The 22,200-nt window shown below is 69.8% G+C and carries 17 protein-coding genes; 8 read left to right on the forward strand and 9 right to left on the reverse strand.

Annotation, left to right across the window (positions count from 1 at the left end):
* Positions 1-22: 22 nt before the first annotated feature.
* The 4 genes from QTI68_RS30965 to QTI68_RS30980 form a co-directional block, all read right to left on the reverse strand.
* The gene (locus QTI68_RS30965; RefSeq protein WP_286527051.1) at positions 23-1,204 is read right to left on the reverse strand and encodes an ABC transporter substrate-binding protein; all 1,182 of its coding nucleotides are present in this window, start codon (positions 1,202-1,204) and stop codon (positions 23-25) included.
* Between the two features lie 41 nt (positions 1,205-1,245).
* On the reverse strand, positions 1,246-2,811 hold the full coding sequence (locus QTI68_RS30970) for an indolepyruvate oxidoreductase subunit beta family protein (RefSeq protein ID WP_286527052.1): 1,566 nt from the start codon (positions 2,809-2,811) through the stop codon (positions 1,246-1,248).
* Complete coding sequence (locus QTI68_RS30975; protein WP_286527053.1) at positions 2,808-4,970, reverse strand: thiamine pyrophosphate-dependent enzyme; 2,163 nt, start codon at positions 4,968-4,970, stop codon at positions 2,808-2,810. Before QTI68_RS30975 ends, QTI68_RS30970 begins: the two co-directional genes overlap by 4 nt.
* Positions 4,971-5,055: 85 nt before the next feature.
* Entirely contained in the window at positions 5,056-5,991 is a 936-nt protein-coding gene (locus QTI68_RS30980; protein ID WP_286527054.1) for a DMT family transporter, read from the reverse strand.
* A gap of 84 nt (positions 5,992-6,075) precedes the next feature.
* Here QTI68_RS30980 and QTI68_RS30985 point away from each other — a divergent pair, with 84 nt between their 5' ends.
* Positions 6,076-7,017 carry a LysR family transcriptional regulator gene (locus QTI68_RS30985; RefSeq protein ID WP_286527056.1) on the forward strand — a complete coding sequence of 314 codons (942 nt, stop codon included), beginning with the start codon at positions 6,076-6,078 and terminating at the stop codon, positions 7,015-7,017.
* Positions 7,018-7,030: 13 nt separating this feature from the next.
* Here QTI68_RS30985 and QTI68_RS30990 read toward each other — a convergent pair whose 3' ends face one another.
* Positions 7,031-8,842 carry an acyclic terpene utilization AtuA family protein gene (locus QTI68_RS30990; RefSeq protein WP_286527058.1) on the reverse strand — a complete coding sequence of 604 codons (1,812 nt, stop codon included), beginning with the start codon at positions 8,840-8,842 and terminating at the stop codon, positions 7,031-7,033.
* A 153-nt stretch (positions 8,843-8,995) separates the two neighbouring features.
* On the opposite strand from QTI68_RS30990, the gene QTI68_RS30995 reads away from it, so the two are divergent.
* Positions 8,996-9,556, forward strand: a complete 561-nt coding sequence (locus QTI68_RS30995) for a DUF2889 domain-containing protein (RefSeq protein WP_286527060.1) — start codon at positions 8,996-8,998, stop codon at positions 9,554-9,556.
* A 6-nt stretch (positions 9,557-9,562) separates the two neighbouring features.
* On the opposite strand, the gene QTI68_RS31000 is transcribed toward QTI68_RS30995, so the two are convergent.
* Together QTI68_RS31000 and QTI68_RS31005 are read right to left on the reverse strand one after the other, a co-directional pair.
* Positions 9,563-9,853, reverse strand: a complete 291-nt coding sequence (locus QTI68_RS31000; protein WP_286503702.1) for a hypothetical protein — start codon at positions 9,851-9,853, stop codon at positions 9,563-9,565.
* A 254-nt stretch (positions 9,854-10,107) separates the two neighbouring features.
* Positions 10,108-10,650 (reverse strand): hypothetical protein, encoded by a 543-nt coding sequence (locus QTI68_RS31005; protein ID WP_286527062.1) that lies wholly within the window; start codon positions 10,648-10,650, stop codon positions 10,108-10,110.
* A 216-nt stretch (positions 10,651-10,866) separates the two neighbouring features.
* Here QTI68_RS31005 and QTI68_RS31010 point away from each other — a divergent pair, with 216 nt between their 5' ends.
* Genes QTI68_RS31010 through QTI68_RS31020 form a run of 3 tightly spaced genes read left to right on the forward strand, consistent with a single transcriptional unit; the run spans position 10,867 to position 13,739 of the window.
* A complete protein-coding gene (locus QTI68_RS31010; RefSeq protein WP_286527063.1) occupies positions 10,867-12,042 on the forward strand; it encodes an acyl-CoA dehydrogenase family protein in 1,176 nt (391 codons plus the stop codon).
* 21 nt (positions 12,043-12,063) lie between these two features.
* Positions 12,064-12,873 (forward strand): TIGR03084 family metal-binding protein, encoded by an 810-nt coding sequence (locus QTI68_RS31015; RefSeq protein ID WP_286527064.1) that lies wholly within the window; start codon positions 12,064-12,066, stop codon positions 12,871-12,873.
* Positions 12,870-13,739, forward strand: a complete 870-nt coding sequence (locus QTI68_RS31020) for a phosphatidylglycerol lysyltransferase domain-containing protein (RefSeq protein WP_286527065.1) — start codon at positions 12,870-12,872, stop codon at positions 13,737-13,739. The genes QTI68_RS31015 and QTI68_RS31020 overlap by 4 nt, the downstream gene beginning before the upstream one ends.
* An 87-nt stretch (positions 13,740-13,826) precedes the next feature.
* Here the strand turns inward: QTI68_RS31020 and QTI68_RS31025 are convergent, their stop codons facing one another.
* Complete coding sequence (locus QTI68_RS31025) at positions 13,827-15,035, reverse strand: substrate-binding domain-containing protein (RefSeq protein WP_286527066.1); 1,209 nt, start codon at positions 15,033-15,035, stop codon at positions 13,827-13,829.
* A gap of 27 nt (positions 15,036-15,062) precedes the next feature.
* The gene (locus QTI68_RS31030; protein ID WP_286527067.1) at positions 15,063-16,949 is read right to left on the reverse strand and encodes an acyl-CoA synthetase; all 1,887 of its coding nucleotides are present in this window, start codon (positions 16,947-16,949) and stop codon (positions 15,063-15,065) included.
* Between the two features lie 197 nt (positions 16,950-17,146).
* Here QTI68_RS31030 and QTI68_RS31035 point away from each other — a divergent pair, with 197 nt between their 5' ends.
* The 3 genes from QTI68_RS31035 to QTI68_RS31045 are packed head-to-tail and all read left to right on the forward strand — an operon-like array spanning position 17,147 to position 21,963.
* Positions 17,147-18,766 (forward strand): acyl-CoA carboxylase subunit beta, encoded by a 1,620-nt coding sequence (locus tag QTI68_RS31035; RefSeq protein WP_286527068.1) that lies wholly within the window; start codon positions 17,147-17,149, stop codon positions 18,764-18,766.
* 10 nt (positions 18,767-18,776) lie between these two features.
* Positions 18,777-19,931 carry an acyl-CoA dehydrogenase family protein gene (locus tag QTI68_RS31040; protein WP_286527069.1) on the forward strand — a complete coding sequence of 385 codons (1,155 nt, stop codon included), beginning with the start codon at positions 18,777-18,779 and terminating at the stop codon, positions 19,929-19,931.
* 28 nt (positions 19,932-19,959) lie between these two features.
* Positions 19,960-21,963, forward strand: coding sequence for an acetyl/propionyl/methylcrotonyl-CoA carboxylase subunit alpha (locus tag QTI68_RS31045; RefSeq protein ID WP_286527070.1), 2,004 nt, complete (start codon positions 19,960-19,962; stop codon positions 21,961-21,963).
* Positions 21,964-22,200 lie beyond the last annotated feature (237 nt).

The raw sequence follows: 22,200 nt of genomic DNA on the forward strand, positions 1-22,200 counted from the left end.
CGGGGCCGGGGCGGCCGCCGGCTCAACGCACTTCCTTGAAGGCGCCTCCCTGGACTTCCACCATCCGGAAGGCCGACACGTCCAGGCCCATGTGGTCGGTCGGCGACATCTTGTAGATGCCGCTCACGCCGACGAAGCCGCTGGTCGCCTCGATGGCGTCGCGCAGCTTCTGCTTGTCGGTGCCGCCGGCGCGCTTGACCGCGTCGACCACCATGAACAGCGCGTCGTGCGCATAGCCGCCGAAGGTCGACACGTCCATCTTGGCCAGGGTCTCGAACTCCTTGGCGTAGTCGACGCTGACCTTCTTCTGCGGATCGGCAGCCGGCAGCGCGGACGCGATCAGCAGTGCGGGCGAAGGCATGCGGATGCCCTCCGAGGACTTGCCGGCGATCCGGATGAACTCGGTCGAGGCCTGCCCGTGGGTGGTGTAGAGCGGCTGCTTCATCGCCAGCTGCTGGTAGTTGCGCGCCACGATCGCCGGCGCCTGGCCGGTGCCGAAGACCAGGATCGCCTGTGCCGGCGAGGACTTGATCTTGGTCAGCTGCGGCGTGATGTCGGTGTCCTTCTCGCCGTAGGTCTGGTCCTCGACCGCCTTCATGCCCATGGCCTCGGCCAGCTTGAGGGTCTCGGTGCGGCCCGACTTGCCGAAGCCGCCGGTGTCCGACAGCAGCGCGAACTGCGTGAAGCCGCGCGCCTTCATCTCGGCGAGCACCTTCTGCGCCGCCATGCGGTCGGAGTGCGGCATCTTGAACACGTAGGGCTTGACCGGCTCGACGATCACCGAGGCGGCGGCCAGCGAGACCAGCGGCACCTTGGCCGTCTCGGCCTGCGGCGCCATCGCCATCGTGGAGCCGGTGGTCGATGCGCCGAGGATCACGTCGACTTCGTCCTGCATGATCAGGCGGCGCGTGAAGGCGTTGGCCTTGTTGGCGTCGCTGGCGTCGTCGTAGAGCACCAGTTCGATCTTGCGGCCGAGCACGCCGCCGCCGTCGTTGATCTTCTTCACGTACATCTCGAGCGTCTTCTGCTGCGGGTCGCCCAGGAACGAGGCCGGGCCGGTGGCCGAGACCACCGCGCCGATCTTGATCGGGTCGGCGGCCAGCGCGCCGCTTGCCAAGGGCAGCAGCGCGGCGCCGGCCAGCCAGGCGGTGGCGGCGCGGCGGCCGATACGGAAGCGGGAAGTGCTTTGGGCTTCGAGTTTCATCTTGTCTCCTGTGGTTCTTGCTTGAGTGAAAACTGGGGCGTTCAGCCGGCGGGCTTGCGTCGGACGATGCGGATCGGATGGGACTTCGGCTCCGGTGGCGCGAGCCCCAGCGCGCGTGCCAGCGTGCGGCCTTCGGGGTCGTCCAGGGCTGCCGCGCGGGCCGAGCGCACACGCGCCGCCGCGTCGTCGAGCGAAGGGTCTTGCGGTGCGCGTGCGAGCGCCGGCTGGATGTCGTCGAGCAGGGCCGCCAGGTTGCGGTGACCGCGTTCGCTGGTCTCGCCGTAGCCCTTCACGAGATTGCCGCACAGCGCGAGCTCGTAGCCCAGGCGCGGGCTGATCGCGAGCGCGCGGCGGACCGCATCGAGCCAGCGCTCGATCATGGCCTGCTCGGCCGTGAAGCGCGAGGTGCGCCGGCGCAGCGGCCGCAGTGCGCGCAGGCCGCACAGCATGGCGAAGCCCAGCACGGTGTCGGTCCGCATGTGCAGGCCGACATTGAGCTTGTGCGCCTTGTGGCCCAGGCGGCGGCGCAGCCAGTGCGCGGCCGGCGTCGGCAGCACCGAGCAGATCTCGTCGAGGCCCGGCTTGAGGTATTCGGTCAGCCGCAGCGGCTCGCCGGCCTTGGCGCCGACTTCCTGGCGCACGCGCTGCAGGCGGTCGCTGCGGGTCTTGAGGTCGGCCACGCGAATCACGTCCTCATAGCTCATCCAGAGTGCGAGGTAGCGCGCGGTCTCGCGCGTCACCGGGAAGTCGCCCTCGGTTGCGCGCTCGATGTCGTGCAATGCAATGACCCGCGACAGGAACAGCTCGGCGTAGCGCGCGTCCTGGTAGTCGGCCACCTGCCGCAGTCCGCTGCCGACGATCGCGCGCAGCGGCTCGGGCAGCGCCCGCACGCGGGCGTCGGCCGACGCCTTGGCTTCGGCGTCCCGCGGATGTGCTGCCGGCGCGCCCTGGCCCGCCACATGCTCGAAGCCGGCCGCGAAGCCCTTCAGGCTGGCCTCGACCGCCTTGCCCGATGCGCGGATCGCCTGCTCGCAGGCTTCGCGCGAGAAGGGCAGCGCGCCGCTTGCGGCCATGGCGCCGAACATCACGGTGTTGATCACGGTGCCGTGCTTCCAGGCCAGCGAGCGCATGTCGAACAGGAAGGCGTGCCGGGCGAGTTGCTGCGCCGCTTCGACGACCCGCTGGCCTTCGTAGCGGCCGTCGCCCATCGCGGTCTTCTCGGACACCGCGTACTCGCGGTGCAGCGAGGCCACCAGCGTGGTACGGCGCGGATGCACGAAGCCGCCTTGCAGCACGCGCCCCGCTTCCACCAGTTCGGAGGCCGCGACGATGTCGACGTCGCCCGGGTTCGGCGTCAGCGAGAACACCGGCTGCGCGCCGGCCAGCTCCGCACGCGCCACCGGATAGATCTCGATGTAGTAGTTGGTCGCGCCAGTGCGCTGCGCCACGCCCGGCACCGAGGTGCTCTGCACCGGGAAGTCCTGCGCGGCCGCGGCCGAGATCAGCCAGTCGGCCAGCACGCCGCCCCCTTCGCCGCCCATCGCGGCCACCAGCACGGTGACGATGCGCGGGCCCTGGCCGGCGCCGGCGGAAGTCGAATCGCTCATGCCGCCACCGCCTCGAAGTCGTTGCGTGCCTTGCCGGCCATCATCCCGATCACGCCGTTGCGCAGCCGGTGCAGCAGCCGCTCCCAGGTGCCGGCGTTCTGCACGATCTCGGCCTTGTAGAACGAGGGGCAGAGGATCGCGGCATGGGCGTTCTCGCCGCACAGGCCGCAGCCGACGCAGCCCTGGTTGACCGTCGCCACCGGGTCGGTGCGCAGCGGGCTCGGGTTCGGCTTGACTGTCAGCGACGGGCAGCCCGACAAGCGGATGCACGAGTGGTCGCCGGTGCAGACATCGTCGTCGATGCCGAAGCGGGTGCGCACCACGCGCTCGCCGCGCTTGAGTTTCGCGGCATTGACCGGCTTGATGCGGCGCTGGCGCTCGAGCTGGCATTCGCCGTCGGCGATGATGACCTTGAGCCCGCCTTCGGCAGTCGTCATCGCCTCGTTGAGCGTCTCGCGCATGCGGCCGACGTTGTAGCTCGGCACCTTGCGCATCCAGCCCACGCCGACGCCCTTGAGCGCGGCCTCGATGTCCAGCGTCAGCGGCTTGGCCGCGGGCTGGGTCGGCGACGACGGGATCGCCTGCGTGCCGGTGGCCGAGGTGTAGCCGTTCTGGAGGATCACCAGCACCGAATCCTGCGCGTTGTAGACCGCGTTCACGATGCCGCTGGTGAAGCCGTTGTGCCAGAAGCCGCCGTCGCCCATGATGCTGACGACCCGGTTGCCCATCAGCGGCCCGACGCCCGACGAGCTCGCGAGCCCGAGGCCGTATCCCAGCACCGTGCTGCCGACGTTGAAGGGCGGCAGGGTGCCGAAGGTGTGGCAGCCGATGTCGGCGCTGACGTGGATCGCGCCCAGGTCCTTCTGGATCAGCTTGATGGCGGCGAAAACCGGCCGTTCGGGGCAGCCGATGCAGAAGCCCGGCGGCCGGTTGGGGACCGGCATGCCGAGGGCTTCGATCGCCTGCGGCTTGAGCGCGGCCAGTGGCGCCGCGGCCTTGCCGACCTGGGCCACGCCCTCGGCCGCGAGCGCCGCGGGCGCCGCGCGCCGCACGAACTCGGCCAGCGCGCGCACCAGCACTTCACCGGTGTATTCGCCGGCCATCGGGAAGATGTCCTTGCCGTGCAGCGTGGTGTCGCTGCCGGCGCGCCGCAGGATCGCGTGCAGCGCGTCCTCGATGTAGTTGGGCTGGCCTTCCTCGATCAGCAGCACCGCGCGCTTGCCGGCGCAGAAGTCCACCAGCTCGTCGGGCACCAGCGGGTACACCACGTTGAGCACCTGCAGCGGGATGCGGCTGTTGCCGAAGGCGTCGGCAAGGCCCAGCTGCTGCAGCGCCCGCAAGGTGCCGTTGTAGAGGCCGCCCGGCAGCACCAGGCCGATGTCGCTGCAGTCGCCGTCGAAGCGCTCGTTGAGGCCCTCGCGGCGGATGAATTCGAGCGCCGCCGGCCAGCGCGATTCGATCTTCATGCGCTCCTGGGCGTAGATCGAGGGCGGCAGGTTGATGGTGCCGAAGTCGAACACGGGCCGCTCGATGAGGTCGCGGGTCGACACCGCAGGCGCGCGGTTGTCCTTGCACACGAAGCTGCCGTGCACGTGGCAGGCGCGGATGCGCAACTGCAGCATCACGGGCGTCTGGCTGGCCTCCGACAGCTCGAAGCTGCGCTCCACCGCGTCGACGATCGATGTCAGGTTGGGCCGTGGGTCCATCAGCCACATCTGCGACTTCATCGCGAAGGCGTGGGTGCGCTCCTGGATGATGCTGGAGCCTTCGCCGTAGTCTTCGCCGAGGATCACCAGCGCGCCGCCCTTGACACCGGCCGAGGCCAGGTTCGACAGCGCATCGGAGGCGACGTTGGTGCCGACGGTGGACTTCCAGGTCACGGCACCGCGCACCGGGTAGTTGATCGAGGCGCCGAGCATCGCGGCCGCGCCGGCCTCGGAGGCGCTGTTCTCGAAGTAGATGCCCAGCTCGTCGAGCAGGCCACGGGCATCGCCCAGCACGTCGATCAGGTGCGAGACCGGGGCGCCCTGGTAGCCGCCGATGTAGCTGACGCCCGACTGCAGCAGCGCCTTGGTGACGGCGAGGATGCCCTCGCCGTGGAATACCTCGTCGGCGCCCAGCGAAAGGCGTTTGACTTCTTCGGCGAATGATCGCTCCATCTCTTCGTGTCTCCGTGGCTGGCTTGTTGGCTGGCGGACGAAGAATAGGAGCGGAGTCTTAGTTATCCAATCGATGCAGCCTGCGTTACATATAGATGGATTCGATGGCGCCTGACCTGCGGCGGGCCGCCCGGGGAGAACGGCGGACGACCGTCGCCAGCAGCGAGGCGGCGACGATCAGTGCGCCGCCGGCCCAGGCCGCCGCGGAGATCCGCTCGCCCAGCCACAGGCAGGCGAACAGGGCGCCGAAGGCCGGCTCGCTGCCCATCAGCAGCGAGACACGCGTCGGGCTGCTGCGTCGGACCGCGTGGTTCTGGGCGAAGAAGGCGAACAGGGTGCAGGCCAGCACCAGGTAGAGCACGCAGGCCCAGAACGCGGCATGGCCTGCCGGCGATGGCAGCGGCGGCCAGGCCGGCGGCGCGGCCGCCCAGGCCAGTGCCGCGCAGCCCGCGGCGACCACGCCCGACTGCGCGGCGGTCAGGGCCAGCGGCGACAGGCCCGGGCGCTGCATGAGGCGCCGGGTCGCGCAGACGTTGACCGCACGCAGCAGCGCGGCGAGCAGGATCAGGCCGTCGCCGGCATTGAAGGCCAGCCTGCCGCCGCCGGCCAGCAGCCAGGCGCCGGCCAGCGAGAGCAGCACGGCGGCGCCCTCGACCCTGGTGGGCCGGCGCCCCAGCCAGAGCCACTCGACCCAGGGCGTGAGCATCACGCAGAGGCTGATGAGGAAGGCCGCGTTCGCGGCGCTGGTCAGCAGCACGCCGTAGGTCTCGCACACGAAGATGCCCAGCAGCAGCACGCCGGTGCCGAACACGCCGCCCAGCGTGCGCGCGCCGGCGCCGCCCAGCGAGCGCAAGGCCGGCGCGAGCAGCACGAAGGTGAGGCCGAAGCGCAGCGTCAGCAGCCCCAGCACCGGATAGAACGCCAGGGCGCTCTTGACCACGCCGTAGCTGCTGCCCCAGACCGCCGCGACGGCGAGCAGCATCAGGTCGGACAGCAGGAGCAGACGGGCGGGGCTGGACATGGCAGCGATCTTCGGGCTTTGCGTTCACATCGATAATGCGGTCGACTTGCAAAGCATTCATGTCGTAGATGCACTAATAAATTCATGAGCCCCATCGACCTCTTCGCGCTGCTGCCGGACATGGCCGTGTTCGCGCGGGTGGTCGATACCGGCAATTTCTCGCTCGCCGCGCGCCAGCTCGGCAGCACGCCGTCGACGGTCAGCCGCCAGATCAAGCGCCTCGAGGAGGCCCTGGGCACCCGGCTGCTCGAGCGCTCGACACGCAAGGTCCGCGTGACCGAGTCGGGCGCGCAACTGCTGCGCCACTGCCGCGACGCGGTCGCCGCGGCGTCGGGTGCGGTGGACGCGGCGGGCCGCTCGATCGGCAAGCCGCAGGGCAAGGTCAGGCTCAGCGCGCCGACGGACTTCGCCATGGCCGAGATCCATCCGCTGGTGCCGGGCTTCCTGCGGGCCTTTCCGGAGGTCGACCTGCAGCTGCTTTTCACCGACGACGAGGTCGACCCGCTCGCGCAGGACCTCGACCTCGTGATCCGGCTGACCGACGCGCCGCCGCCGGGCCTGGCGGGGCGGCGGATCGGCGCGGCGCGCTGGGTGCTGGCGGCGTCGCCCGCCTACCTGCAGCAGCGCGGCGTGCCCGAGAGCCCGGCCGACCTGGCGCAGCACGACTGCCTGTACCTCGGCGAGACCGTCGACGACAACCGCTGGCGCTTCCACGACGGCGCCCGGACCCAGACCGTCGCGGTGCGCGGCCGCTACATCGCCAATCACGCGGGCGCGCGCCTGGAGGCCGCACTGCAGGGTCTGGGCATCGCCACGCTGCCCGACTTCGCGGCCGTCGATGCGCTGCGCAACGGGGCGCTGGTGCAGGTGCTCGCCGGCTGGGAGCTGGAGGCCCGGGCCTACCGGGGCGGCGTCTGGCTGCTGTATCCGCCGAACCGCTTCCTGCCGCCCAAGGTCAGGGCCTTGATCGACTACCTGGTGGAAAACAGCCGTCAGGGTCCGGAGAAGAAATCGGCCACCACCTGATCGACAGCCGGCCTCACCGCGCCGCCCGCGCCGCCTCCGCCACGCGCCGCGGCACCCGCACCGTCGCATCCAGCAGCATCTGCGCCATGCCCTTGCCCAGCGGGTCCATGCGCATCGACGACGGGCCGCCGCCATCGAGCGCATCGTGCAGCAGCAGGTTCATCGATGCGATGCCGGGCAGGTGGAAGCGTTCGACCTTGCCGTGCACCAGGTGGGCGAAGTAGTCCCCCACGAACTGCGGCGTGACGCGCGACCACAGCAGCGGCAGCCACTCCGGCCGGCGCGCGATCAGGCCGATGTTCGACAGGTTGCCCTTGTCGCCGCTGCGGGCCCAGGCGAGCTCGATGAGGCGAACCTCGACCTGCTCGCCGCCGTCCTCCTCGAAGGGCGGCGGCTCGGTGGCCGGCGAGGCCGCCGCGCCGTCGACATCGGCAGGGATCTCCACCGCATGCCGTTCGCCCCCGAGCACGAAGGCCACCGGCACCGCGGCCTTGGCCAGCGTGAACGAGAAGGGCTTGATCAGTGGCGACACCGCCGGTCGTCCGCCGCCGGGACTGGTCGTGCCCGGTGCCCACGAGGTGCCCGACGGCGCGATCTCGCGCGCGAACATCGCCAGCGCCGCCTTCTGCGGATGGTTGGCGACCACCCGCATCGTGACCTCGCGCACTTGCCGCGTGCGCGAGTGCGGGCCGTACAGCCATTCGGAGCCGATCACTTCGATGTAGGTCGAGGTGAAGGGTGGCAGGCCCATCTGCTGCAGGATCTCGCCGGTGCGCTCGATGATCGCTTCGGCCGTGCGCACCGCCTTCTTCTCGGCGTCGATGCCGACGAAGACCATGCTGCCGGCGCAGCGGAAGCCGTCGAGCTGCGTGGCCGAGACCTTGTAGCTGGGGGAGGGCGCGCGTCCGCGCGCCGGGCCCACCCGCACGCGGTCGGCGCCGAGCTGCTCGATCACGACCTCGCGGAAATCGCAGCTGACGTCGGGCAGCAGGTAGGCCCCGGGGTCGCCGATTTCGTAGAGCAGCTGCTCGGCCACATTGGCGCGGATCACCTTGCCGCCGGTGCCCTCGGGCTTGGTGACGACGAAACTGCCGTCGGCATGGCATTCGACGATCGGATAGCCCATGTGGGCCCAGTCGGGGATGTCTTCCCAGTCGGTGTGCAGGCCGCCAGTGGCCTGGCAGCCGCATTCGATGATGTGGCCTGCGAGGCTGCCCGAGGCCAGCAGGTCGTGGTCGCCGGGCTGCCAGCCGAACTCGTGCATCAGGGGCCCGAGCGTGACCGCGCTGTCGACGCAGCGCCCGGTGATGACGACGTCGGCGCCGGCCGCCAGCGCAGCTGCGATCGGCAGGGCGCCCAGGTAGGCGTTGGCGCTCAGCACCTTCTCGGGCAACGCCTCGTCGGTGAACATGTCGCGGGTGCCGGCCTCGCGCAGCTGCGGCATCTGCGCGCTGACATCGTCGCCCTCGACCACCGCGATGCGCAGCGCCACGCCTTCGGCCTCGGCCAACGCCTGCAGCGCGGCGGCGCAGCCGTGCGGGTTGATGCCGCCGGCATTGCTCACCACCTTGATGCCCTGGCGCTTGACCTCGGCCAGCACGGATTTCATCGCGATGTCGACGAAGTCGGTGGCATAGCCGAGTTCGGGTTTCTTGGCCCGGGCCGAGGCCAGGATCGACATCGTGGTCTCGGCCAGGAAGTCGAACACCAGGTAGTCGAGCCGGCCGAGCTTCACGAGCTGCGGCGCCGCCACCATGCTGTCGCCCCAGAAGCCGGAGGCGCCTCCGATGCTGACGGTTTTCTGCGGGGTCGGTGGGGTGGTCATGGCGGTCTCGCTCCTCGGTGTCGACGGGGTGTCGCTGGAGCAGGGAGCTTAGCCAGCCGCTGCGCCCGAGGCTTGCGCCAACTCGCTGACGAGGCGCAGCCATTGCGCGCAAGACGGGCGCTTCCCGTCGATGGCATCATCGACGCACCTGCCATGCCATTGCCGCCTTCTTCCGCCGAACGTACCGAGGTGCACGCCCGCACCATCACCATCCGAGGCCATCGCCGTGCCGATGGCCTCTGGGACGTCGAAGGCCACCTCGAGGACGTGCGCGCCCACGACTTTCGCTTTCCGGGCGGGGAGCGTCGTGGCGGGGCGCCGATCCATTCGATGTGGTTGCGGCTCACGGTCGATGCCACCGCGCTGATCGTCGATGCGGTGGCCGCCACCGACGCGGCGCCGTTCGAGGAGGTCTGCGGCAGGATCGCGCCCGACTATGCGGCGCTGGTCGGGCTGCGTGTGGGGCCAGGCTTCAACCGCGCCGCGGTGCGGCTGTTCGGCGGCGTGCGCGGCTGCACCCACATGTCGGAGCTGCTGCGGACCATGGCCACCGGCGTGCTGCAGACGCTGGCGGGCGCCGACCTCGCGGTCTCGCAGACCCAGAAGCCCTTCCAGCTCGACGGCTGCCACGCATTGGCCACCGATGGGCCGCAGGTGGCCCGGTTCTATCCGACCTGGTACCGGGCCAAGGACGAGGACGGGCAGCCGTCCTGAGTCGGGTCAGGCCCGCACGAAGGTGAGTCGCGCCTCGTGCGCCAGGCCGTCGCGAACGATGTCGCGGGCCTCGTCGTCGGCGAAGTCGAAGAGGGCGTCGGGAATCTCGTCTTCCTCGAGCGCGAAGAGGATCTCGATCGCCTCCTGCTGGGCTTCGGAAAAGGTCTTGCCCTGGGCCAGACGATCGAACTTCGCGGCGGTCTCCTTCGGTGCCAGCTGCCGCAGCTCGAGCAGCTCGAGCACGAGCTTGATCTGCGACGGCGTCAGGGGCTTGGGGGCGGCGGCGGAAGGCTTCATGGCGTTCGATCCTTTTCGGTGGGGCAAGGGACTTTTCCTTTGCCTCGGAACCAGTCTCTTCGTCGATCCTTAAGCGTGGCTGAAAAGGGTGCCGAAGTGCATTCCCGCGCGCCAAAACATCGCCTGCGCGTGAGGAAAGTCTCGGGTTGTCCGATCGGCCGTCGTCATGGATGCGACACCTGCGGGGCCGGCACCGGGCTGCCCGCTGGATGGATATCGGCGGCGGGCGCGCGTTTTGTAGGGCGAACAGCGTCCTAGGCCGCGGCCTCCGGCGGGGCCAGCAGGCCGGCCACCTTGGTGGGTACATCGCGGATCAGGTCCAGCGCCTCCTGGTTGCAGCTGCGCAGCCGGTCCTCGGCGTCGAGGTCCTTCTCCATCGACGCCCGCAACGCCGCATAGGTGTTGCCGCCCAGGGCGATCACCTGCCCGATGTAGGGTGTGACCCGGGCGTAGAGCGCGTGGTCGAGCGCCGCGAGCTGCATCTGGGCGCTGACCAGGGTCGCCACCTCGCCGTGGAACTCGACCTCGAAGGAGGCCAGCGCCTCGCGGCTGGCCTTGCCCGAGGTCAGAACCTTGAAGGTGGCCCACATCATCGAATGGGCGGTGGAGGCCAGCGTGCGGGCCACGGTCGCCACCGCCTCCCGCGTGTCGCTGCGATGCTGGTCTTCGCGCGAGCGCGACCATTTCTCCAGCGCCAGCTTCGACTGGCGCCAGGCCGCGAGCGCGCCGCCCACGATGCCGGCGAGGGCGCCGACGGCCACGCCGAGGACGACGGCAAGGGAGGCGTCGAGCGTCATGACTCGCTCCGGGGCGAGGTCGGCTTGCGGGAGGCCGGCGCAAACGTGGCCGGCCGGGAATTGCGGGTTCTTGCCATCACGGGAATTTAAAGGAGGTTGTGTCTGCTTGTATCCCGATTCTGACGGAAGAGCGGGCTGCACACGGCAGCGGTGCAGCCAGTCGGCGCAAGACCATACCCGTCCGCGCCGCTAGCCTCGTGGCAGACAGGAGACACCATGGAATTCCTCGAGGCACCGCCGCTGCCCTTCTATTTCACGCCCGAACACGAACAGTTTCGCGCCACCCTGCGCGAATTCATCTCGCGCGAGATCACGCCCTTCGTCGCCGAGTGGGACGAGGCCGAGACCTTCCCGCGCGAACTGTACGCGCGCGCCGCTGAGCTCGGCGTGCAGGGCCTGGGCTACCCGGAGGCCTACGGCGGCACGCCGGCCGACGTCTTCTTCCAGCTGATCGTGGCCGAGGAGTTCGCGCGCTGCGGCGGCGGCGGGCTGCAGGCCTCCCTGAACTCGCACAGCATCGCACTACCGCCGATCCTGCACGCGGGCAGCGACGCGCTCAAGCAGCGGGTCATTCCGCCGGTGCTGGCCGGCGAGAAGATCGCGGCGCTGGCGGTCACCGAGCCCTCGGGCGGCTCTGACGTGGCGGCGCTCAAGACCACCGCGGTGCGCGATGGCGACCACTATGTCGTCAACGGCGAGAAGACCTTCATCACCTCGGGCATGCGTGCCGACTTCATCACCACCGCGGTGCGCACCGATCCGGCCATCAAGGGTGCGGGCGGCATCTCGGTGCTGCTGATCGACGGCGACACGCCCGGCCTCACGCGCACCGCGCTCAAGAAGATGGGGTGGTGGAGCTCCGACACCGCGCACCTGCGCTTCGACAACTGCCGGGTGCCGGTCGCCAACCTGGTCGGGATCGAGAACAAGGGCTTCAAGACCTTCATGAACAACTTCAACACCGAGCGGCTGTTCATGTCGGCGCTGGCCTGCGGCTTTGCCGAGGTCTGCCTGAAGGAAGCGGTCGACTGGACGCGCCAGCGCGTCTCCTTCGGCATGCCCCTGTCCGAGCGCCAGGTGGTGCGCCACAAGCTGATGGACATGACCATGCGCATCGATGCATCGCGCACGCTGGTCTACGACCTGGCCTACCGCATCGAGCACAAGCTGGCCGATCCGGCGCGCCTGGTGGCGCGCGTCTGCCTGGCCAAGGTGCAGGCCACGCAGGCGATGCAGTTCTGCGCCGACCAGGCGGTGCAGCTGCTTGGCGGCATGGGCTTCATGCGCGGCACGCAGAGCGAGCGCATCTACCGCGAGGTCAAGGTGATGATGATCGGCGGCGGCTCCGAGGAGGTCATGAAGGACCTCGCGGCGCGGCAGCTGGGCCTTTGAGACCACGAAGCAGGAAGCACGATGAAAGACACCGCCGACGACCTGCGCGCCGAGTACCGCGAACTCGCCGACCTCTGCCGCAGCCTCACGCCCGCGCAATGGCGCCTGAAGAGCGACTTCTACGGCTGGACGCCCTGGGACGAGGTGGCGCACCTGTGCTACTTCGACCAGACGGCGACCCTCTCCGCAACCGACGCCGAGGCCTTCGCGCGCGACACCGCGGCGCTGACCGAGGTGCTGGCCACCGGCAAGGAGATCAGCGCCATTGCACGCGAGAAGTACGGCCACCTCGACGGCGCCGCGCTGCTCGCGCACTGGGAGCCGATCGCGATGCGGCTCACCGACCTGCTCGCCGCGCTCGATCCGAAGGCGCGGCTGCCCTGGTACGGGCCGACCATGAGTGCGCGCTCGTTCGCGTCGGCGCGGCTGATGGAGACCTGGGCGCATGGGCAGGACGTGTGGGACGTGGTCGGCCGCGAGCGCGCCGGCACGCCGAGGCTCAAGCACATCGCCCACATCGGCGTCACCACCTTCGGCTGGAGCTTCGTCAACCGCAAGCTGCCGGTGCCGCCGGTGGTTCCGTTCATCTCGCTCGATGCGCCCGGCAATGACAGCTGGCACTGGGGCGATCCCGCCTCGCCCGAATTCGTGCGCGGCAGCGCGCTCGATTTCTGCCTGCTCGTCACGCAGCGGCGCAACCTGGCCGACACCGGGCTGCGCTACAGCCAGGGCTCGGCCCGCGAGTGGCTCTCGATCGCCCAGTGCTTCGCGGGGCCCCCGGCGGATGCGCCCGCGCCGGGCGTGCGCAAGGTGGCTCGCGCGCCTGCATGAGCGGGTTGCCGCTCACGCTGGCGCTGCGGGAACCGATCGAAGAGGCGCTGCTTCGGCTGCGCGAAGGCAGCGCCGAGCATTGCCTGTCGGACCATGCCTTCGCCAACCTCTATCTTTTTCGGGACGCGCACGACTACCGCTACCTGCCCGGCGACTGGCCCTGCATCTCGGGCCGAGCCTACGACGGCACGCGGCACCTGATGCCGCTGTTCGCCTTGCACGACGCGCCGCTCGACGTGCTGCTCCAGTTGCTCGACGGCCACGACTGCCTGTACCCGATCGCGCAGCGTCACGTCGAAAGGCTCTCGCCGTCGCAGTTCCGCCACTGGACTTCGGCCGACGATGCCGACTACCTGTTCGAGGCCCGGCAGTTCAGCGACTATCCGGGCCGCGCTCTCGCCAGGAAGCGCAACCAGGTCCGGCAACTGCTGGCGACCTGCGTGCCGCGCAGCGTTCCATTCGAGATGGCAGCGGCCGAGGCGGCGCAGCAGGTGCTGCGGGGCTGGATGGCGCAGAAGGGCAAGGCCCACGGCGAGGCCGACGAGTCCGCCTGCCTCGAGGCCATTGCCGAGGCCTCGACCTTCGGCCTCGAAGGCTTCATCCATTTCGCGGGCGACCAGCCGCTGGGCTTCGTGTTGGCGCAAGAACTCCAGCCCGGTGTCTTCGTGATGCGCTTCGCCAAGGGGCTGGACAGCCACGTCGGCATCTATCCCTTCATGTTCCAGCACTTCTGCCGCAGCTTCGCGCGCCCGGTGCGATGGCTAAACTTCGAGCAGGACATGGGGCTGGCAGGGTTCCGGCGCAGCAAGCGCTCGTATGGGCCCGCGGGGCTGATTCCGAAGCTGCGGGTGGCGTTGCGGGCGTGAGGCGCGGGCCGGTCAGCTCAGCGCAGGCCGCCCGCCGCCGCACACCGTGCGCCAGACGTTCGGGAGCGAGGCGGCGCTGTCCGACAGCTAGCCCCGCTTGTTCCGTATCGGCAGCTTGATCTCCGACGCCGGAATCTCCCGCACCAGTTCGAGGATGTCCCACTCGTCCCCCTGCTGCGCCCGCTTCTTCATCTTGAAGTGGTACATCGGCATCATCGCCTGGTGGTCTTCCGCACGGAAGGTCATCGTGCCCTTGGGGGTCTCGAAGTCCATGCCCTCCATCGCCGCGATCAGCTTCTCGGTGTCGGTCGAGCGGGCCTTGCGGATCGCGGTCACGACCGCGCTGGCGGCCGAGAAGCCGCCGCAGACGAAGAAGTCCGGCGGCATCTTGTAGCGCTTCATGTGCTCGGTCACCAGCCAGTCGTTGGCCTTGTTGCGCGGGAACTTGTAGTGGTAGTAGGTGCCGCCCTCCAGGCCCTCGAACTCGCGCCAGGTCTGCATCACGCTCAGCAGCGAGCCGCCGGGCGACAGCTCGATGCCGAAGCGCTCGGGATTCATGCCGGCCAGCTTGCGGATCGGGTGCTCGCCGCCCCACGGGATCACCAGCACCTTGCGCCCGGTCGCGCCCTTGAGCGAGTCGGCAATGCGCTGGAACGGCGCCGTGAAGTCGGTCGTGCCCTGCGGCACGAATTCCTCGTGGCCCATCCTGGCCTGCGGATTGAGCCGCGCGAAGGCCTCCTTGTAGGCCGTGACGTTGTCGCGGCCGAAGACGTTGTCCTGGGCCAGGAAGGCTACCGTCACCGGTCCGCCGAAGGCCGACACCGAGGCGGTGGCGTCCAGGCTGGTGGTGCGCGCGACGCGGAACACGTAGCGGTTCCACTTGTCGCCGGTGATCGAGTCGGCCGCAGACGGCTCGACGATCAGGATCTTCTTGTACTCCTCGGCGATCGGCAGCGCCGCGACCGTACCCGACGATCCGCCGGCGCCGACCGCGATGTCGACCTTGTCGTCGGCATAGGCCTCGGCCAGCAGCGCCTTCGACAGGTCGGGCCGCAGCTGGTCGTCCTTGACGATGATCTGCACCTTGCGGCCGTCGATCGCCATGCTGCCGCTGGTGAGGTATTCGAGCCCCATGCGGAAGCCCAGCTCGTCCTGCTTGGCGTAGGCCTCGAAGGGGCCGGTCTTGGCGACGATCAGCGCCACCTTGATGTCGCCGGTCTGGGCGAGCAGGGTGCCGCCCGCGGACAGCAGCAGGCCGGCGGCGGTCGCCTGGCTGAATCTTCTTCTCGAAATCATGCGTGTTGTCTCCTGGTGAATGAGCGGTCAGCCGACCGTGCTGCGCACCTGCAGCGCGAGGCCGGCGCAAAGTTCGGCCACGCGGGCGCGTGCGGCCTCGTCGGCCACCCCCACCACGGCGACGACGCCGTGCGTGCGGTCGTCGCGCACCTCGATACCGGCGTGCTGCAGATCCCCTTCGGCAAACAGCTCGCGCAGAGTGCGCGCAATCGCTTGCTTGCGCAGCGTCGGCTTGAAGATCTTGCCGACGGCCGTGACCGGCATGGTGTCGATGCACTCGACCCAGCTGGGCGCGGCGGCGCGCTCGGTGACATGCGCCTTGGCAAAGGCCTTGAGTTCTTCCGCATCGGCGCGTGCGCCGTCGCGCAGCTTGACGTAGGCGACCGGCAGCTCGCCCGCATAGGCATCGGGGCGGCCGACCGCGGCCACCAGCTCGACCTCGGGGTGCCTGGCCAGGGCTTCTTCGATCATCGACGGATCGATGTTGTGGCCGCCGCGGATGATCAGGTCCTTGGCCCGCCCCACCAGCCAGAAGTAGCCGTCGGCATCGCGCCGGCCGAGGTCGCCCGAATTGAGCCAGCCGCCCGGCAGCCACAGGCCGGCGTCGTGCCGCGGGTCGCGGTAGCCCGGCGTCAGGTGCGGCCCCAGGATCGCGACCACGCCGATCTCGTCGGTGGCGGCTTCGCGCACATAGGCGCCGCGCTCGTCGAGGATCACGGTCTTCATGCGGCCATAGGGCACCGGCAGGCCGATCGAGCCGACCCGGCGCTCGCCGTCGCGCGGGTTCACCGAGGCGCAGGCGGTGGTCTCGGTCATGCCGAAGCCTTCGAGCAGCCGGATTCCGGTGGCGCTCTCGAAGCGCCGGGACAGCTCGACCGGCATCGGCGCCGCGCCGCAGATGCCGAAGCGCAGCGAAGAGACGTCGGCGCCCGCGAGCGGCACGTTGAGCAGCGCCGCGTAGACGGTCGGCACGCCCGAGAAGGTGGTGACGCCGAAGCGCTCCACCAGCCGCCAGAAGCCGGCCACCAGTTTCGGGTTGCGAAACCCCTCCCGGCCCGCGAGCAGCACGCGCGCGCCGTGCATGAAGGGCGCGAGCCCGGTGACGACCACGCCGTTGACATGGAACAGCGGCAGGCCGCAGACGATCACGTCGCTGGGCCGGATGTCGAACATCTCGCCCAGCATCCAGCTGTTGACCACCAGCGCGCGGTGCGAGAGCTGGGCGATCTTCGGCGTGCCGGTGGTGCCGCCCGTGTGGAAGCAGGCGGCCAGGGCGGCCGGGTCGCGCAGGGGCTCGAACACGGGCTCGGCGGGTTGCGCGGCGAGGGCGTCGTCGAAGCGGCGCACGCCCGGCGGCAGGGCGGCCGGATCGGCGGCGCCGACCCACAGCGTCTCGCGCAGGCCCGGCAGTCCGGCCAGCACCGGCCCGAGCTTGGCCCACAGCGCCGGCGCTTCGGCGGGCGAGGCGGTGACCACCACCCGGGCGTCCAGCGCCCGGAGCAGGTCGGCGATCTGCGCCGGCTCCAGGAAATGGTTGACTGCCGCCACCCGGCAGACGGCCTGGGCGCCCCAGATGCAGAAATGCGCCTCGGGCAGGTTCGGCAGCAGGTAGGCGACGCAGTCGTCGCGCCGCAGCCCGAGGGAGGCCAGGTGGTTGGCGGTGCGGACGATGCGCTCGTGCAGCCGGGCGTAGCTGACGTCGACCGACGCGGCCTCGGCGCTGCCGTCGGGAACGAAAGTCAGCGCCGGGCGATCGGGCCAGGCTGCGGCGGCGAGGCGAAAGACGTCGAGGGTCGAGTCGATGCCGGCGAAACGCGCGTCGAGTCCGACCGACTCGCGCGCCAGCAGGTCGGCGCCGTCGCGTACCGGCATGCGCGTCGGCCGTTGGTCGGAGGGGTGGGGAAGGATGGACATGGCTTTCGATTCGGGCCCGCGGGGGTGCCGGTGAAGGCTAGCGGGCGGGGGCGCGGAACGCTTGCGTCCAGGCGCTGAATGACGGTTCGGGGCAGGCCGCGTGCGCAGCGAGTTTGCGCAAGACCTCGCCGTGGCCGATGCCTAAGCTTGCCGGACATACACCATCGACCCGCTCCAGCGCGGCGGGCAAAGCGCACATGGCAACCATCGAATCGACCATTTCCCCCGGCAGCGAGGCCTTCCAGGCCAACCGCGACGGCATGCTCGCGCTGATCGAGCGCGTCCACGGCTACGAGCGGCGCAGCGTCGCCACCTCGGCCAGGTCGCGCGAGCGCTTCGAGAAGCGCGGCCAGCTGCTGCCGCGCGAGCGCCTGTCGCTGCTGCTCGACCCGGGCACGCCGTTCCTCGAGATCTCTTCGCTGGCGGGTCTGGGCCTCGACAACCCCGACCTCGAGAAGAGCGTGCCGGGCGGCGGCGTGATCGGCGGCATCGGCTGGGTCTCGGGGGTGCGCGTGATGATCAACGCCTCCGACTCGGGCATCGACGCCGGGGCGCTGCAGCCGATGGGCATCCCCAAGCAGCTGCGCATGCAGGAACTGGCGCTGGAGAACAAGCTGCCCTACATCCAGCTGGTCGAGAGCGCCGGCGCCAACCTCATGACTTACAAGGTCGAGGAGTTCGTGACCGGCGGCAACCTGTTCCGCAACATCGCGCGCATCTCGGCGGCCGGCCTGCCGGTGCTCACGGTCACGCACGGATCGTCCACCGCGGGTGGGGCCTACCAGACCGGGCTGTCGGACTACATCGTGATGGTGCGGGGCCGCTCGCGGGCCTTCCTGGCCGGCCCGCCGCTGCTCAAGGCCGCGACCGGCGAGATCGCCACCGAGGAGGAACTCGGCGGCGCCGTGATGCACACCTCGATCTCGGGCCTGGGCGACTACCTGGCCGAGGACGACCGCGACGCGATCCGCATCGCCCGCGAGATCATGGCCAACATCGACTGGAACCGCGATCTGCCGGCCGAGGCGCCGCGCCGCTTCAAGCCGCCGCGCTACGACGCCGAGGAGTTGCTGGGCATCATGCCGATGGATCACAAGCGCCCGGTCGACATGAAGCAGGTCATCGCCCGCATCGCCGACGACTCCGAGTTCCTCGAATTCGGCGAGAACTACGGTGGGGCCACCGTGGTCGGCCACATCAAGATCGAAGGGCTGCCGCTGGGCATCGTCACCAACAACGGCCCGATCGACCCGGCCGGCGCCACCAAGGCGACCCACTTCATCCAGGCCTGCTGCCAGTCGAAGACGCCGATCCTCTATCTCAACAACACGACCGGCTTCATGGTCGGGCGCGACTACGAAGAGGCCGGCATCATCAAGCACGGCTCCAAGATGATCCAGGCCGTGACCAACGCCACGGTGCCACAGATCACCATCTATTGCGGCGCCTCCTTCGGCGCCGGCAACTACGGCATGTGCGGCCGCGGCTTCCATCCGCGCTTCTGCTTCTCGTGGCCGAATGCCAAGACCGCGGTGATGGGCGGCGAGCAGGCTGCCAAGACCATGGTCATCGTCACCGAGGCCGCAATGAAACGAAAGGGCGAGGTCGACCAGGCCAAGCTCGATGATCTGGAGCGCCGCATCATCGACCGCTTCGACAGCCAGATGAGCGTTTTCACGACCAGCGCGCGCCTGCTCGACGACGGCGTGATCGACCCGCGCGACACCCGTGCCGTGCTGTCCAAGGTGCTGTCGATCTGCCGCGAGGCCGAGCTGCGCGAGCCGCAGAAGATGCAGTTCTCGGTCGCCCGCCCCTGAGGTCCACGGCATGCAACTCACCCCCGAACACGAGGCCCTGCGCGACACGCTCAACCGCTTCATCGACAAGGAGATCAATCCCCATGTCGACGAATGGGAGCGCGAGGAGATCTTCCCGGCCCACCAGGTCTTCCGGCAGCTCGGCGCGCTCGGCCTGCTCGGCCTGACCAAGCCGGTCGAGAACGGCGGCTCGGGCCTCGACCATTCCTACGGCGCCGTGCTGGCCGAGGGCCTGGCGCGGATGAACTGCGGCGGCATCCCGATGGCCATCGGCGTGCAGACCGACATGGCGACGCCGGCGCTCGCGCACCGCGGCAGCAAGGAACTGCGCGACGAATTCCTGGCGCCGGCGATCAGCGGCGAGTACGTGGCCTGCCTCGGCGTCTCGGAAGTCGGCAGCGGCTCCGACGTGGCCTCGATCAAGACCACGGCGCGCAAGGACGGTGGCGACTACGTCATCAACGGCGGCAAGATGTGGACCACCAACGGCACCCAGGCCGACTTCTGCTGCGTGCTCGCCAACACCTCCGACGGCGCAGCCCACCGCAACAAGTCGCTGATCATCGTGCCGATGAAGACCCGGGGCGTGACGGTGGCGCGCAAGCTGCGCAAGATGGGCATGCATGCATCGGACACCGCCCAGCTGCACTTCGACGACGTGCGCGTGCCGCAGCGCCACCGCATCGGCGAGGAGGGCATGGGCTTCATCTACCAGATGGAGCAGTTCCAGCTCGAGCGGCTGTGGGGTGCGTTCAACACCGCCGGCATGGCGCAGCGCGCGATCGACACCACCATCGACTACACCCGCGACCGCCAGGCCTTCGGCCGCTCGGTGCTCGACAACCAGTGGGTGCACTACCGGCTGGCCGAGCTGCAGACCGAGGTCGCCTGCCTGCGCGCGATCTGCTGGCAGGGCGTGGACGAGGTCACGGCCGGCCAGGACGCGACCCGCACCGCCACCATGGCCAAGCTCAAGGCCGGCCGGGTGATCCGCGAAGTGGCCGACAGCTGCCTGCAGTTCTGGGGCGGCATGGGCTTCATGGACGAGAGCCCGATCTCGCGCATCTTCCGCGATGGCCGGCTGACCTCGATCGGCGGCGGCGCCGACGAGGTGATGCTGCAGATCCTCAGCAAGTTCATGGGCATCTTTCCCCAGCCGGCCTGAACGCAGGCCTTCATCCGGATCCACTCTCATGACTGCCAAGACTGTTTCTACCCCTTCCGCCACGCCTTTCCACAAGGTGCTGGTCGCCAACCGCGGCGAGATCGCGCTGCGCGTGATCCGCAGCGCGCGCGCCATGGGCTACCGCACGGTGGCCGTGTATTCCACCGCCGATGCCGGCGCCCGCCATGTGCAGGAGGCCGACCAGGCGGTCTGCATCGGCGAGCCGCTGCCGGCCCAGTCCTACCTGCGCATCCCGGCGATCGTCGAAGCCGCGAAGCTCAGCGGCGCCGACGCGGTGCACCCGGGCTACGGCTTCCTGGCCGAGAACGAGGATTTCGCGCAGGCCTGCAAAGACGCGGGGCTGGTCTTCATCGGCCCTTCGGCTGAAGCCATCGTGTCGATGGGCAACAAGGCCGGCGCCAAGACCTTGATGCAGGCGGCCGGCGTGCCTTGCATCCCGGGCTACCAGGGCGAAGACCAGAGCGAGAGCCGACTGGCCGAGGAGGCCGCTCGCATCGGCTTCCCCGTGATGATCAAGGCCACCGCCGGCGGCGGCGGCCGCGGCATGCGGCTGGTGCCTTCGGCGAAGGAGTTTCCCGAGTTGCTGCGCAGCGCGAGGTCCGAGGCGCAGAGTGCCTTCGGCGACCCGGAGGTGATCCTCGAGCGCGCCATCGTCGAGCCGCGCCACATCGAGATCCAGATCTTCGCCGACCGCCATGGCAACGCGATCCATCTTGGCGAGCGCGACTGCTCGGTGCAACGCCGGCACCAGAAGCTGATCGAGGAGGCGCCGTCGCCCGCGGTCGATGCCGCCCTGCGCGAACGCATGGGCGCGACCGCGGTGGCGGCCGTGAAGGCGATCCGCTACGAAGGCGCCGGCACGCTCGAATTCCTGCTCGACCGCGAAGGCAATTTCTACTTCATGGAGATGAACACCCGCCTGCAGGTCGAGCACCCGGTGACCGAGGCCGTGACCGGCCTCGACCTGGTCGAACTGCAGCTGCGGGTGGCGGCCGGCGAGGCCTTGCCGCTGACCCAGGCGCAGGTGCGCTTCGAGGGCCATGCGATCGAGGTGCGGCTGTGCGCCGAGGATGCCGACCAGGGCTTCATGCCGCAGAGCGGCACGGTGGCGCTGTGGAAGATGCCGGCCCAGCTGCGGGTCGAGGACGCGCTGCGTTCGGGCGCCGAGATCCCGCCGTACTACGACTCGATGATCGCCAAGATCATCAGCCATGGCCGCACCCGCGACGAGGCGCGGCGCAAGCTCGCGGCCGGCCTGGAAGACGCGGTGGCGCTCGGCGTCACGACCAACCAGGCCTTCCTGCGCAGCTGCCTCGCGCATCCGGTGTTCGCCGCTGGCGGCGCCACGACCGCGTTCATCGGCCAGCATCAGGAAGCCTTGCTGGCGCCCGATGAGGCCGTGCAGGCGCGTGCCGCGGCGCTGGCGGCCGTGCTGCTCTACGAGACCACGGGCGAGCGCCGGCAGCGCGCGGCGGGCCGGCGCCTGTCGCACAACCTGCCGATCTCGCTGCGCTTCGACATCGGCGGCAAGACGCAGAACGCGAGCGTGACCTTGCCGCGCCAGCACCACTTCGAGGTCGCGCTCGGGGAGCGCAGTTTCGCGATCGATGTGGTGGCACTCGGCTCCGACACGGTCCGCTTCGTCTGCGATGGCCTGCAGGAGCACGCGACCTGGTTCCGCGACGGGGCGACCCTGCTGCTGCAGTACCGCGGCCTGGCGCTGCGCGTCGAGGACAAGACCCGCGCCGCCTCGGCACGGCAAGGCGAATCGGGTGGCGACGGAAAACTGCGCGCCTCGATGAACGGCCGCGTCGTCGCGGTGCTCGCGGCGGTCGGCGACATGGTGGAGGCGGGGCAGCCGATCGTCACCCTGGAGGCGATGAAGATGGAGCACGTGCATGCGGCGCCCGTCGCCGGGCGGTTGACGGCTGTGCATGTGTCGAACGGGGAGCAGGTGGCGGCCAGCCGCGTGGTGGCTGAGATCGAAGTGGTCGTGGCTGGGCTTGCGTGATCCGATGGTGATGCTGTTCTCCCATGGAAAGGCGCCCGGCAAGCGGTGCGGGCCGAGCGACCCCACTGCGCCGGCCCCTCGGGCTGCCTTCCGGTGCTCGCTCCAGGCGGGGTCCACGCGAAACTCGCTTCGCTCAAACACGCGCGGCCCTTATCCGCCTGAAGCTGCGCTCCTCAGCGGCGCAGAGGGGATCGCCCGACCCGCACCGCATGCCGGGCTCAGGGGTGTGCGAGCCAT

This window comes from Variovorax sp. J31P207 (assembly GCF_030316965.1).
Taxonomy (GTDB): Bacteria; Pseudomonadota; Gammaproteobacteria; order Burkholderiales; family Burkholderiaceae_C; genus Variovorax; species Variovorax ginsengisoli_B.

Excerpts from the sequence above, each read along its gene's own strand:
- QTI68_RS31035 (WP_286527068.1), top strand. The coding sequence starts at position 17,147 with ATGGCAACCATCGAATCGACCATTTCCCCCGGCAGCGAGGCCTTCCAG.
- QTI68_RS30985 (WP_286527056.1), top strand. The coding sequence starts at position 6,076 with ATGAGCCCCATCGACCTCTTCGCGCTGCTGCCGGACATGGCCGTGTTC.
- QTI68_RS30980 (WP_286527054.1), bottom strand. The coding sequence starts at position 5,991 with ATGTCCAGCCCCGCCCGTCTGCTCCTGCTGTCCGACCTGATGCTGCTC.
- QTI68_RS31045 (WP_286527070.1), top strand. The coding sequence starts at position 19,960 with ATGACTGCCAAGACTGTTTCTACCCCTTCCGCCACGCCTTTCCACAAG.
- QTI68_RS30995 (WP_286527060.1), top strand. The coding sequence starts at position 8,996 with ATGCCATTGCCGCCTTCTTCCGCCGAACGTACCGAGGTGCACGCCCGC.
- QTI68_RS30975 (WP_286527053.1), bottom strand. The coding sequence starts at position 4,970 with ATGGAGCGATCATTCGCCGAAGAAGTCAAACGCCTTTCGCTGGGCGCC.
- QTI68_RS31025 (WP_286527066.1), bottom strand. The coding sequence starts at position 15,035 with ATGATTTCGAGAAGAAGATTCAGCCAGGCGACCGCCGCCGGCCTGCTG.
- QTI68_RS31000 (WP_286503702.1), bottom strand. The coding sequence starts at position 9,853 with ATGAAGCCTTCCGCCGCCGCCCCCAAGCCCCTGACGCCGTCGCAGATC.
- QTI68_RS30970 (WP_286527052.1), bottom strand. The coding sequence starts at position 2,811 with ATGAGCGATTCGACTTCCGCCGGCGCCGGCCAGGGCCCGCGCATCGTC.
- QTI68_RS30990 (WP_286527058.1), bottom strand. The coding sequence starts at position 8,842 with ATGACCACCCCACCGACCCCGCAGAAAACCGTCAGCATCGGAGGCGCC.
- QTI68_RS31010 (WP_286527063.1), top strand. The coding sequence starts at position 10,867 with ATGGAATTCCTCGAGGCACCGCCGCTGCCCTTCTATTTCACGCCCGAA.
- QTI68_RS31020 (WP_286527065.1), top strand. The coding sequence starts at position 12,870 with ATGAGCGGGTTGCCGCTCACGCTGGCGCTGCGGGAACCGATCGAAGAG.
- QTI68_RS31040 (WP_286527069.1), top strand. The coding sequence starts at position 18,777 with ATGCAACTCACCCCCGAACACGAGGCCCTGCGCGACACGCTCAACCGC.
- QTI68_RS31030 (WP_286527067.1), bottom strand. The coding sequence starts at position 16,949 with ATGTCCATCCTTCCCCACCCCTCCGACCAACGGCCGACGCGCATGCCG.
- QTI68_RS31005 (WP_286527062.1), bottom strand. The coding sequence starts at position 10,650 with ATGACGCTCGACGCCTCCCTTGCCGTCGTCCTCGGCGTGGCCGTCGGC.
- QTI68_RS31015 (WP_286527064.1), top strand. The coding sequence starts at position 12,064 with ATGAAAGACACCGCCGACGACCTGCGCGCCGAGTACCGCGAACTCGCC.
- QTI68_RS30965 (WP_286527051.1), bottom strand. The coding sequence starts at position 1,204 with ATGAAACTCGAAGCCCAAAGCACTTCCCGCTTCCGTATCGGCCGCCGC.